The following is a 13419-nucleotide window of genomic DNA, read 5'->3' on the forward strand; positions in this document are numbered from 1 at the left end:
GTATCTTATAAGCCCGTAGCTACTGTGTTTCTTCCTCTTTCACCGATGAGCTGTTCTCTGATCTTAAGTTCACGATAAGCAAATAACGGATTTAAAGCCCCGCCCATTCTACTTCTGGCTTCTTTTACCAAAGGCCTGACATCAGTGTTATAGGCATCCTGAAGAATTTCCTGGCATTTGACCACATCGTGGGCAAGTTGCGCTTCACGAAGCAAATGCTGATCGATCAGTAGCGCCTTGGCATAGGTACTGATAATGGCTTCCAGAGATTGTATCAGGTCTTCAAGCGGATCTTTAAGATTATGGCTGGCATCGATCATCCAGGACAATTCCGGATTTTGAGGATTATGCTCCATTCCATAGACCAGTTCATTGAAAATCAGGAACAATGCATACGGTTTGATGGAGCCAACGGTAAGATCGTCATCTCCGTATTTGCTGTCATTAAAATGAAAGCCACCGAGTTTGCCTTTCCACATTAAAGTTGATACGATCTGTTCGATATTGGTGTTAGGCAAATGATGTCCGAGATCAACCAGTGTATAGGCCTTTTCACCACAGGCATTAGCCAGCATGAATGAGGTGCCCCAGTCCTGAATCACAGTACTATAGAATGAGGGTTCATAGGGTTTGTATTCAATGAACATCTTCCAATCATCGGGTAAAACACTGTATATGGATTTAAGACTATCCTCTGTATGCTGCAGTGAACGCTGGAAATTGGATTGCCCTGGAAACGAAGCTCCGTCTGCTAACCAGACGGTGATACTCTTAGAACCCAGTTGTTCTCCGATGCTGATCACTTCTTTATTGTGCGCAATTGCCTGCTCACGAACCTCTTTGTCTGAATTACAAAGGGATCCATATTTATAGGTATGATTAGCTCCGGGCTGATCCTGAAAAGTGTTTGAATTTACAGCATCAAATTTGATATCAAGACTAGCGGCCAATTCACGGATCGCTTTATAATCTTCCGGTATATCCCAGGGAATATGAAGTGAAACTGCACCGGCACTTTTGGTAAGACCATGAATAAGCCCTACATCTTCGATCTTTTCCGTTAAGGATGAGGGTTCTCCAAAGAATGAGAAACGTCCGAAACGCGTTCCCCCGGCACCCAGGGCCCAACTCGGAATCGCAACCTGAAAATCGGATAGCTTTTTGATAATTTCATTCGAATCGACCCCTTTTTTGTTCAGGGCAGATGCCAGGAAATTATACTGATCCTGATGGGTATCTCTATCGATTGCGTTAATTTGTTGTAGTTTTTCAGTAGTGATCTTCATAGTTATTTTTTGGTTGGTAAAGGCGAGAGGTGGTCAAATATACTTAAAACAAATCTCCATAGGTTGAGACAACCTATGGAAGATTTAACTTAACTACCTAACAACATTACACTATCTTACAAATGCATTTGCCATTCCTCCGTCAACATTGATAATGTTACCGGTGGATTTGTCCAGGATCGCAACCAGTGCAAAGACACCATTAGCGATATCATCCGGATATATTATTTCATTCAGGAGGTTTCTTTTGGCATAATGTGCTGGTAATTCTTCCACACTGATTCCATAGGCTTTGGCTCTGCCTTCTGCCCATTCGCCTTCCCAAATCTTACTTCCTATAATAACCCCGTCAGGGTTTACGGTATTTACTCGGATCTTAGCATCCGCAAGCTCCGCTGCCAGTAACCTTGACATATGTTGCTGGGCTGCCTTCGCAGTTCCATATCCAACATTGTTCGGACCGGAAACGAGTCCGTTCTTACTGGCGATGTTTACGATATTTCCTCCAAGTCCTTGTTTTTTCATAATCGAAACACCGTGTTGCGCCATCAGAAACTGTCCTTTCACCAATACATCCTGTAAAAGGTTCCAATCGGCAAGAGTAGTATCTTCCAATGATTTTGAAATGGCGAGTCCGGCGGAATGGATCACGATATCAACGCCTCCAAAATTCATCACGGCTTCTGCATAGGCCTTCACTATCGATTCTTCTTTAGTGACATCGCAGATAGCGCCAGCGACCTGGTCGGCCTTATAGGTCTTAAGCGCGTCGTTTAACGCATTTTCACTTATATCCGTAAGGAGTACATTAGCTCCTTCAGCTACGAGTTTATCAGCGATCGCCTTTCCGATCCCACCGGCAGCTCCGGTAACGACAGCCACTTTTCGTGATAACGGTTGTTCTGCGGGCATGCGCTGAAGTTTTGCCTCTTCCAGTAACCAGTATTCAATATCGAAGGCTTCCTGTCTAGGAAGTGAGGTGTACTCGGTTATGGCTTCCGCTCCACGCATTACATTGATCGCATTCACGTAGAACTCACTGGCAACTCTGGCGGTCTGTTTATTTTTTGCAAAGGAGAACATTCCGATTCCGGGAAAGATGATGATTACCGGATTAGGATCCCTTATTGCTGGGCTGTTGTCATGTTTGCAGCTTTCATAATAATCTGCATATTCTTTGCGGTATTGCAGAAAGGCAGGTTCCAGTTTCTTTAATACTGTATCTGCATCACTCAAATCTTCTGATTTATCAAGTTCCAGAACTAAAGGCTGGATCTTTGTACGCAGAAAGTGATCCGGACAGGAAGTTCCCATCGGGGCCAGCTTTATAAGATCATAGCTGTTGATATATTCAAGTACGGTTTCACTATCGGTAAAATGTCCTATCATTGGCTTTTCCGAAGAACAGAGTCCGCGTAACAGCGGCATAATCTGAGCGGCTTTTTCAATGCGTTGGGCAGGGGCTAAACTACTAACTTTTTTACCGCCAAATACCTGTCCGTTTGCTTTGATTTTCTTCTCGATATATGCTGAGGCCATTTCGATTACCTCAAGACTATTCATATAGCACTCATAGGAGGTGTCCCCCCAGGTAAAGAGACCATGACTTCCCAGAACGATTCCGCGTATCCCGGGATTTTCAAGTAAGCATTTTTCCAATTGGAGTCCGAGATCAAATCCCGGTCTTTGCCAGGGTACCCAGCCCATGGTGTCACCCCAGATCTCCTTGGTTATCTTTTCACTGTCCTCAGCTGCAGCTACAGCGATAAGTGCATCGGGATGAAGGTGATCAATATGTTTGAAGGGGAGTAAACCGTGAAGTGGTGTATCGATCGATGGAGCCCGGCTGTCAAGATCATAGATACAATGATTAAATAAACCAACCATACGATCTTCGTCATGAAGTCCTTTATATACGTTCTTAAGATTTCTCAAACGCTCCGTATATAATCCTGCAATGCCTGCTCTGGTAAGTGTACCGATATCACCACCTGAACCTTTAATCCACATAACTTCCACATCTTCATTGGTCAAAGGATCGGCTTCAATGGTTTTACAGCTGGTGTTACCACCCCCGTAATTGGTGATTCTCAAGTCTGCTCCCAGTATATTGGAACGATATAAAAATAAGGCCACTTCATCGTTCGCCAAATCCGCAGCTTTTTTCTCATCCCAAAGGTAATTTACGTACTTAAAGGTTTTATCCATTTTTGGTTTTGTTGAATTTCTGAATCAAATGTATATGTTAAAAAAAACCATTCTATCCTGTAGTGTGCTGTAAAATAAAAAAGAGTTTCTTGTGAAATTAGTAATTTGATAATAATTCTATATTTTTATCGCACTACTTAATACTTAAAATGATGAAAATTTGTTAAATAATGAATTATGCTTTGAAACAACCTGAAATTACAATTCAGATTAATGAGAATTCGAGGGTGCCGAAATATAAGCAGATTGTCGATTCGATCATAGGTGATATTAGCAATGGAACACTACAAATAGGACAGAAGATACCATCGATCAATGAATTGAGTGAAACTTGTTACTTGTCCCGGGATACCGTTGAAAAGGCTTATAAGCATCTCAAGGAAAAAAAGGTAATCGTTTCCGTTAAGGGTAAGGGATATTATACGGCCAAGACCGACCTGATCTCTAAGCTGAATATTTTTTTCCTGGTAAATAAACCCAGTTCCTACAAAATGATGATCTACAATTCCTTTGTGAATGCCCTTGGGGTGAATGCACATGTAAATATGTTCATCTATCATTGTGATGAGTCACTCTTCATAAGAACCCTGGAGAAGAATCTTGGTGCTTATGATAATTATGTGATCATGCCGCATTTCAGAACGGAAGAGCAGGGCCATGCGAGTTATACCGATGCGGTATTGAAGGTAATCTCAAAGATACCAAAGGATAAACTGATCGTTCTTGATAATGCCAAACCTTTTGTGGATGGGAATTACAGTTCAATCTATCAGGATTTCCAGGAAGATATCTATAACGCCCTCAAGGAGGGTCTTGACCGGCTTCAGAAGTATGATAAGATCATATTGGTTTATCCCGATAAATCGGCGCATCCATATCCAAAACGAATTTTACATGGCTTCAGACAATTTTGTGTTGAATTCGAATTTGATTTTGAAGTGCTTGATGAAATCTATGATGATATGGAATTTCAGAGTCGTGATATCTATATCACCATTGAGGAAATGGATCTGGTAAATCTGGTCCGACAGGTACGCAAAAAAAATTTGGTACTGGGGCAGGACGTAGGAATTATATCTTATAATGACACACCCTTAAAGGAACTTCTCGGGATTACCGTAATCAGTACCGACTTTAAGGCAATGGGTGAACTAGCTGCCTATATGTTGTTGAAAAACAAGAAAGAAAGAATAAGAAATAATTTCAGATATATCGAGCGTAACTCGCTCTGACATCGTTATCATCATAGTACAGGATGGTATATACTTTCGGGTTCGATAATTTAGTTGACCTTAAATGTATATACTATCTGATGATTCGAACTTTCAATTATAATTTAGCACTTTTATTTATGATCATGCTGTTCTCAGGTTGTTCTGAACCTGTAGCTCAGTACAAGGAAGGTGCCATGGTTTTCGATTTTGGTACAACAGCCCAAGAAAGAACTAAGGAAACTAAAGTTCATCATATCGATACATCCACTGAATATTCTCCAGGTAAATTTGGTTTTGATTTCAATACAGGAGCTTCAGTTATGTTGGAAAAGAAAGGAGCACTTTCAAGTGATCCTTTCTATTTTTCTGTAGCACTTCCGGAAGGAAATTATCGGATTACCGCTGATATAATTCATACGGATCACAATTCACCAACGGTTATTAAAGCGGAATCCAAGCGGATCATGATTAACGAAACTGCTTTGAAGACCGGCACGGTGCAATCCTTTACTTTCACGGTTAATGTTCACGGAACCAAAATCAACGATTCGGTAATCGTAAATCTCAAAGAGCGTGAGTTGTCAGCTCTTAATTATGATGAGAAACTGACACTGGAATTTTCAAAAGGTACACTTTTAAATAAATTGGTGATAGAGCCGGCTGAATCATCGGTTACGTTATTCCTTGCAGGAGACTCTACCGTGACCGATCAGGATCTGGAACCCTGGGCATCCTGGGGACAATTTATCACCAGCTATCTGAATCCGAATATTGCCGTGGCTAATTATGCAGCTTCCGGAGCTTCGCTAAGTTCCTTTAAAGCAAGGAGAAGGTGGGCAAAGATCATTTCAACGCTTAATGCAGGAGATTATGTGATGATTGAATTTGGTCATAATGATGAAAAACAAAAAGGACCTGATGCCGGTCCCTGGAAAAATTATTCGGACTTGCTGATTGAATTCGTAGCCCAGGTTAAAGAAAAAGGTGGAAATCCTATATTGATCACTCCGACACAAAGACGCTTTTTTAATGAAGATGGAACCTTAAAGGATACTCATGGGGAATATCCGGATGCCATGCGTAAAGTTGCGAAGGATGCCGGTGTTCCTTTGGTGGATCTGACAGCTATCACAACGGTAGTATATCAAGCCTGGGGGGATGATGCATCCCGAAAAGCCTTTGTTCAGTATCCGGCAGGAACATTTCCGGGACAAACTGAGACGCTTGAAGACAACACGCATTTCAACAATTTTGGCGCCAATGAAATAGCCTTATGTATCTTAAATGATTTGCAGGAGGAGGAAAGTTCTTTGGTTACCTATTACAGAGAACCCATAAAATTTAATCCAGAATCCCCTAACCGTTTTGAAAATTGGACCTTACCTTTAAGTCTTCGTTTCGAACAACAAAAACCCGAAGGAAACTAATGAAACTCTATTTCAGGATCTTACCATTACTATTGATAATTATCGTCGCTAGTTCTACGATCGTAAAGGCTCAGGAAACCCAAATAATTTACTTATCCGGAAAGGATTTTAAACAACCGGTCTCCTGGAATTTTATGGTTACGGATGGAAATAACAGTGGTGAATGGACCACAATCGATGTGCCTTCTCAATGGGAATTACAGGGGTTCGGTACCTATACGTACGGGCGATGGTACAAGGAGCTCAATCAGGAAGAACCCAGTAAGGAAGAAGGTTTTTATAAGTATGAATTTGAAGTTCCGGAAGTATATAGCCGACAACAGGTTTCTATCGTATTTGGAGGTGCCATGACTGATACAGAAGTAAAGATCAACGGACGATCTGCAGGCCCTGTACATCAGGGAGGTTTTTATCAGTTTGAATATGAAGTTGGTGATCTGTTGAAATATGGTCAGAAGAACCTGCTTGAAGTTCATGTAAAGAAGCATTCTGACAACGCAGATGTGAACAATGCAGAACGAAAAGCAGACTGGTGGTTGTTTGGCGGGATTTATCGACCGGTATGGTTAGCGATAAAACCGAAATATAATCTGGGAAAGATTCTGGTGGATGCCGGGATGGATGGAAATATGAAGGTAAGGCTTATGGAGAGCAATCTACCTTCTAAGGCAGTTGTCTATGCGTCTATTAAAAAGATAGAACCGGGGTCCCGACCTTCGGAAAATAAACGTATCGAACTTGCCAAAGGACAAAATGAATTCACCTTATCCTGGGATGATATCGCACTTTGGAATCCGGAGGATCCCAATCGTTATGTTTTGGAGTTACAGTTAAAAAAGAATGACGAGGTATTGCATGAGCAGGGAGTAAAATTCGGATTCAGAACGGTGGAGGCGATTCGCAAAGATGGTATCTATGTCAACGGGAAAAAAATCATCATGAAAGGTATCAACCGTCATACCATTTGGCCGGAATCAGGAAGAAGTACAAACAGGGAGATCAGTGATCTGGATGTGAACCTGATGAAGGACATGAATATGAATGCTGTTCGTATGCATTATCCACCGGATTCTCATTTTCTGGAAGCCTGTGATTCGCTCGGGCTTTTCGTACTTGATGAGTTGGCTGGATGGCAGAATCCTTATGACGTGGAAACCGGTAAGAAACTGATTCGTGAAATGGTGCTCAGAGATGCCAATCATCCTTCAGTGATAATTTGGGATCAGGGGAATGAAGGCGGATGGAGAGATGAACTCGATGCGGTTTTTGCGCAATATGATATTCAAAACAGAATCGTGATCCACCCCTGGGCAGATCATGACGGTTGGGATACGCATCATTATCCTACATACCTGACGGGAGTTCACCGTTTTGTCGGGGGCGAAAATGTATTCTTTCCAACGGAATTCATGCATGGGACCTATGATAACGGACATGGTTCCGGATTAGAAGATTTCTGGAATCGGTTTAAGGAAAGTCCCCTTTTTGCCGGTGGATTCATGTGGGCATTTTCAGATGAAGCGGTATTACGAACCGATTGGACCGGGCCCCGAAAGTTCGATTCTAAAGGTTCACTGGCACCGGATGGAATACTCGGACCTCACCGAGAGAAGGAGGGAAGTTTCTATGCGGTAAAAGATATTTGGTCGCCGATCCAGATAGACCCTATTCGTATAACTCCAAAGTATGACGGAGCACTTTTTATAAAGAATGATTATATCTATTCTGATATTTCTACTTGTAATTTGGAATACAAAGTGGTTAAACTCCCTGAGAATGCATTGTATTCGCAGGTGGATGTGTCTGTCCTAAAAGTTGGGAATATCGATCTTCCTTCCATTGCGCCGGGTGAAACCAAAAAGGTCACGCTGGAGCTTCCACAAAATTTCTTTGAAGGTGACTGGCTTGAAATCACTGCCTTTGACCATTCGGGAAGATTGATAAACACCTGGACCTGGCCGATCCATTCACCTGAGGTATTTACAGAAAAGCTCTTGCTGAAAGATAAGGCTTCAGGTGCTGAGGTTGCAGAAACCTTGAATCAGGTTGTGCTTAAAGGAGGAGCTATTGTACTGAGTCTGGATAAAACCACCGGTATGATCACAGCTATCAAAAGAAATGGAGACCTGGTGCCTTTTAACGAGGGGCCTAAGCCTGTGGGTATGAAGGCAGCGGTCAAATCAGTGGAGACGGGTAAAAAAGGAGAGGCTGTCTATTGCCTGGTGCACTATAGTGGAGGAATTGATACAATACTATGGACGATGTATCCGGACGGAAGGTTGAAAATGGAATTAACCGCACTAAAGAATGCCGGGAGAAACAGCGGATTTGACGGAGCTTTTTTTGAAGGGGAGATCGATAAGTTCGGTATCACATTTAGCTATCCTGAAGATGGTGTAACCGGAATGAAATGGTTCGGTAAAGGTCCTTATCGGGTATGGAAAAACCGACTCCGGGGAACCGATTACGGACTGTGGTATAAAGATTATAACAATACTATTACGGGGGAAAGTTTCGAGAATCTGATCTATCCGGAGTTTAAGGGGTATCATGCCGATCTTATTGGCGCAAGTATTGAAGCGGGTACTCATAGTTTTAAAGTATTCAGTGAATCAGAAAAAGTATTTCTGAGGTTGCTTACTCCGGATGAACCAAAATATGCTCTTAAAGGTGCAGATGCGTATCCGGATTTTCCGGAAGGGGATATATCCTTTATGTATGAAATACCGGCTATGAAATCTTTTAAACCGGTATCGCAACATGGTCCGCATAGTCAGCCTTCTAATATTCGAATTAAAAGTGGAGATGATGGTATAACCATGAAACTATGGTTCGATTTCCGATAATTAAAATAAATGATATGAAACGTACGGTTGCGTTAGTTGTAGTTATAAGTGTGTTTTTTATACAATGCAGAAACAGTGAAGAGGTTAAGTTACTTCCTACGGTCTATACCGTAGGTGATTCCACCGTTAAGAACGGTCACGGTGACGGGGCCGGAGGATTATGGGGATGGGGTGACTTTATCGGACAGTTTCTTGATACCACAAAAGTTCATGTTGAAAATCATGCGCTGGGAGGTACCAGCAGCCGTACTTTTATTCAAAAAGGATTATGGAACCCGGTTCGTGACAGTCTTAAACCCGGTGATTATGTATTGATACAATTCGGACATAATGATGACGGTCCGATCAATGATGATTTCAGAGCCAGGGGTACTATTAAAGGTATTGGCGAGGAATCGGAAGAGATTGATAATATGCTTACCGGGGAACATGAAATAGTACACACCTACGGATGGTATATTCGTAAGATCATCAGGGAAACATTGGATAATGGTGGTATACCTATCGTCATGTCACCCATTCCAAGGAATAAATGGGAAAATGGTAAAGTGCCCAGGAATAATGAGTCTTATGGACTCTGGGCGAAGAAAATAGCCGAACAGGAAGGGGCTTTGTTTATCGACCTTAATGATAAAATGGCAAACAGGATGGAAGCCATTGGTGAAAAGGATATCTATGGAAAACTTTTCTACCATAAAGATCATACACATACCAGTGCCGGAGGTGCGATAGTAGCGGCTACCATTATTGCTGAATCTGTTAAGCAGTCCGATAGTTCACTTAAGAAATACCTGTTGGAAGAACCTGAGATCGTTTATCCAAAAAAGACCCGGATATTTCTTACGGGTGATTCTACAGTCGCCCGCAATGGAGATTCACTGGCTGTGGGTTGGGGCGTGGCTTTGCCAAAGTATGTGGATACCTTTCGGTTACAGGTCATCAATCGTGCCCGGGGAGGGAGGAGTACCCGTACGTATTTTAATGAAGGTTTATGGAAAGGGGTTGCTGATTCGTTAAAGAAAGGAGATTATGTTTTTATACAATTCGGTCATAATGATGGTGGCTATATCGATAAACCCAAATACAGAGGCTCCATCCAGGGCGTAAGCGATTCAACGATCGTGGTTACAAAGGAAGATGGAACTGAAGAGGAGGTTCATTCTTACGGATGGTATATGAAAACTTTTATTCGGGAGGCCAAAGACAAGGGAGCTATTCCTGTTGTTTTTAGTCATATTCCAAGAAATGAATGGGAGAACGGTCATGTGGAAAGGGCAGATCAATCTTATGGTAAATGGGCAAAGCTAGCTGCTGAGGAAGCAGGTGCCTGTTTCATCGATCTGAATGACAGTATAGCTGTGGCCTATGAAAAGATCGGACCTGAGAAGATCGCAAATTTCTTTCCAAAAGACCATACACATACCGATGGGATGGGAGCCATCTTTAATGCGGGTATCGTTGCAGCATGTATCAAGCAGGATACAGAACTCGAGCTGGCAAAATTTGTGACCAGTGATAACCAGATCAGGAAAATTCAGGAATCTACATTAGAAAATTAAGCTTAACAATAACAGGTAATATGGTGAAAACGGAAATTGGGTGGCTGTTGATCTTTCTTGCCGGGATGTTATACGCTACCGGACAAGAGCAGAAGGATGCCTTCTTTTCGTTGGATCGAGCAGATCAGGATGTAGCGATCATATATGATGCTTACGGTCCACGATCAGATTCAGTAGCAGCCCAGTTATTATCAAGGGATATCGAGAAGGTTTTAGGGGGTAGTATTCGTGTTTCGCCATCAAACCGCTCTTATGGGAAGGGAAAACAGATTCTTATCGGAGGTATTTCTTCAGGTTTGATCCGTAAATTTCTGGATCAGGATTTACCACAAAACTTCACTTCACAATGGGAAAGTTATTACCGGAAAGCTGTTTCTGATTCACTTTTGATTATTGGAGGAACGGATGCAAGAGGTACTACCTATGGTGTTGCAGATCTTGCCGCTTACACCGGAGTTTCTCCCTGGTACTGGTGGGCTGACGTTCCTGTGGCTCCCCGAAATGAGATTAGAATACCCTCAGCTGAATTTTTCAGCGAATCTCCGGGAATCAAATACAGAGGAATATTCATCAATGATGAAGACTGGGGCTTACAGCCCTGGGCAGCAAAGAATTTCGAAAAGGAAGTTGGGGATATCGGACCCAAAACCTATGAAAAGGTATTTGAATTGCTATTACGTTTAAAGGCAAATACCATCTGGCCTGCCATGCATCCTGTTACCCGTGCATTTTTTCATTATCCCGGAAATGCTGAAATGGCTAAAGCCTATGGTATTGTCGTGGGGACTTCTCACGCAGAACCTATGTTGCGAAATAATGTGGACGAATGGAAAAAGGAGTTCGGTAAGTTCGATTATGTTGGAAATTCAGAGCGTGTTTACCGGTACTGGGAAGAGCGAGTAAAGGAAACGGTATCACTGGATGCCATTTATACTGTGGGTATGCGTGGTGTACACGATAGCGGTATGGAAGGAGTGAATTCAGTAGCCGAAGCTGCAGGCGTATTGAATAAGGTGATCGATGATCAACGTTCATTATTAAGCAGATATTCAGACAAAGCGGTTACCGAAATGCCACAGGCATTTACCATTTATAAAGAAGTCTTATCACTTTATGATCACGGACTTGAAATTCCTGAAGATATCACGCTGGTATGGACTGATGATAATTATGGTTATATACGTAGGTTGAGCAATTCGAAGGAACGGATGCGGTCTGGAGGAGCAGGGGTGTATTACCATGCTTCCTATTGGGGGCGTCCTCATGATTATTTATGGCTGAGTACGACACATCCCTCGCTGATCAGGGAAGAGATGATGAAGGCATATTCTCTGGAAGCCCGTAATCTTTGGATCCTGAATGTTGGGGATATTAAACCTGCAGAATATAATATGCAATTGTTCATGGATATGGCCTTCAATCCTGAGAAATTTACGGCTCCTGAGGTACTTAGAAAACACGGCAAAAAGTTTTATACGGAAATTTTCGGAGCGGCAGGAAATACTATAGCTGAATTGAGGAAAGAGTATTTCGACCTTGCCTTCGAACGTAAACCCGAGTTTATGGGTTGGAGTCAAACTGAGCCAACGACTAAAACAAAGGAATCAGATTATCAGGTTTCTGAATTTGGAGATGAGATCGCCAGGCGTATGGTACGATATACGCATCTGGGAAGAAAAACGGACAGTATCGGGAGGTTACTTTCCAGGGATCTCAGGGATGCATATTTTCAACTTGTGGCTTATCCGGTCAAGGGCGCTATGTTCATGAATCAAAAACAATTACATCGTAACTATGCGATCAAATACAGCAGACAGGGAAGATTATCTGTTCAGGATCATAGGGATCGGTCAATGGCTTATCATGACAGTATACTAAAAATCACAACACAGTATAACAATAGTATCTCCGATGGGAAATGGAATTATATAATGGATTATTCCCCCAGAAATTTGCCGGTCTATGGGCAACCTCAGTTTGAGGAAGTGATGGAGAAAAGCGAGTCTTCATACGGATTTAAAATTGAAGGGGAGGAAGATTCAAAACTACCAACATTTTATATAGGTTATGGAGACAGGAGTTTTATCGATCTGTATTTGGTAAAACCTGACCTGGTAAAGTGGAAGGTCAAAGGATTGCCGGAATGGGTGAAATTGTCTTCCGACTCAGGAACCTTGAAACCGGAAAAGGATCAAAAGGAGTACCGTATCCTTGTTACGATCGATGAGGACAAATGGAAACAATCTGGAAAGCCGGAAGCCACTTCGTTTAAATTGGTCTTGGGGAAATCCTCCACTATGATCGAATTGGAAGTTAGCGATTTTTACGAATCCACTGATCGGGTTTTTCTGGAAAAAAATCATTGGGTTTCGATTCACGCAACAAATTTTACCGGTAATACACAAAAAGGAGAAAGATACTGGAAACGTATCGATGACCTTGGTTATAGCGGTTCTGTAATACAGGCGTTTCCCTTGGCTTGGGCCGAAGTTGATACTTTAAATGTTGAAGAACAACCGACACTTCTATATGATGTTCAGTTAGAATCGGCTTACCAGAAGGGAAATCTACATTTGTTTAGCTTGCCGACGCATCCGGTAACGAACAAGAATAAAGTAAGGATAGCAGTACAATGGGATAACGGGCCCATACAGATTGTGAATTTTGAAACACAGGGGAGAAGTGAAACATGGAAACAGAATGTATTGCGAAATAGTGCTTCGGTAACCTTGGAAGTTGATCTGTCAAAGAAATTGAGACATCGGTTAAAAATCTATATGGTCGATCCGGGTGTTGCTCTGGATTATATCTATATTCAGACTGACGAAGGGGCTGTACCGTACTCCTTAGTGCCGGAAACAAATCATAAATAAGCATAG

7 protein-coding genes are annotated in these 13419 nt (G+C 42.1%); 5 read left to right on the forward strand and 2 right to left on the reverse strand.

Annotated features, from left to right (window positions below; translation table 11 throughout):
* Window positions 1–5 precede the first annotated feature (5 nt).
* Both DMZ48_RS04630 and DMZ48_RS04635 read right to left on the reverse strand, forming a co-directional pair.
* The gene (locus DMZ48_RS04630) at window positions 6–1286 is read right to left on the reverse strand and encodes a sugar isomerase (RefSeq protein WP_143953951.1); all 1281 of its coding nucleotides are present in this window, start codon (window positions 1284–1286) and stop codon (window positions 6–8) included.
* A gap of 111 nt (window positions 1287–1397) precedes the next feature.
* Window positions 1398–3494 carry a bifunctional aldolase/short-chain dehydrogenase gene (locus tag DMZ48_RS04635; RefSeq protein ID WP_143953952.1) on the reverse strand — a complete coding sequence of 699 codons (2097 nt, stop codon included), beginning with the start codon at window positions 3492–3494 and terminating at the stop codon, window positions 1398–1400.
* Window positions 3495–3676: 182 nt separating this feature from the next.
* Here DMZ48_RS04635 and DMZ48_RS04640 point away from each other — a divergent pair, with 182 nt between their 5' ends.
* The 5 genes from DMZ48_RS04640 to DMZ48_RS04660 all read left to right on the forward strand — a co-directional run bounded on the left by DMZ48_RS04640 (window position 3677) and on the right by DMZ48_RS04660 (window position 13413).
* The gene (locus tag DMZ48_RS04640) at window positions 3677–4726 is read left to right on the forward strand and encodes a GntR family transcriptional regulator (protein WP_422395434.1); all 1050 of its coding nucleotides are present in this window, start codon (window positions 3677–3679) and stop codon (window positions 4724–4726) included.
* Between the two features lie 80 nt (window positions 4727–4806).
* On the forward strand, window positions 4807–6135 hold the full coding sequence (locus tag DMZ48_RS04645) for a rhamnogalacturonan acetylesterase (RefSeq protein ID WP_162558665.1): 1329 nt from the start codon (window positions 4807–4809) through the stop codon (window positions 6133–6135).
* On the forward strand, window positions 6135–8981 hold the full coding sequence (locus DMZ48_RS04650; protein ID WP_143953955.1) for a glycoside hydrolase family 2 TIM barrel-domain containing protein: 2847 nt from the start codon (window positions 6135–6137) through the stop codon (window positions 8979–8981). Before DMZ48_RS04645 ends, DMZ48_RS04650 begins: the two co-directional genes overlap by 1 nt.
* Window positions 8982–8995: 14 nt before the next feature.
* A complete protein-coding gene (locus tag DMZ48_RS04655; protein ID WP_143953956.1) occupies window positions 8996–10540 on the forward strand; it encodes a rhamnogalacturonan acetylesterase in 1545 nt (514 codons plus the stop codon).
* Between the two features lie 20 nt (window positions 10541–10560).
* A complete protein-coding gene (locus DMZ48_RS04660) occupies window positions 10561–13413 on the forward strand; it encodes a glycosyl hydrolase 115 family protein (protein WP_143953957.1) in 2853 nt (950 codons plus the stop codon).
* The last annotated feature ends 6 nt before the right edge of the window (window positions 13414–13419 follow it).

The sequence above is a fragment of the Robertkochia solimangrovi genome, assembly GCF_007279655.1.
In the GTDB taxonomy this organism is placed as follows: Bacteria; Bacteroidota; Bacteroidia; order Flavobacteriales; family Flavobacteriaceae; genus Robertkochia; species Robertkochia solimangrovi.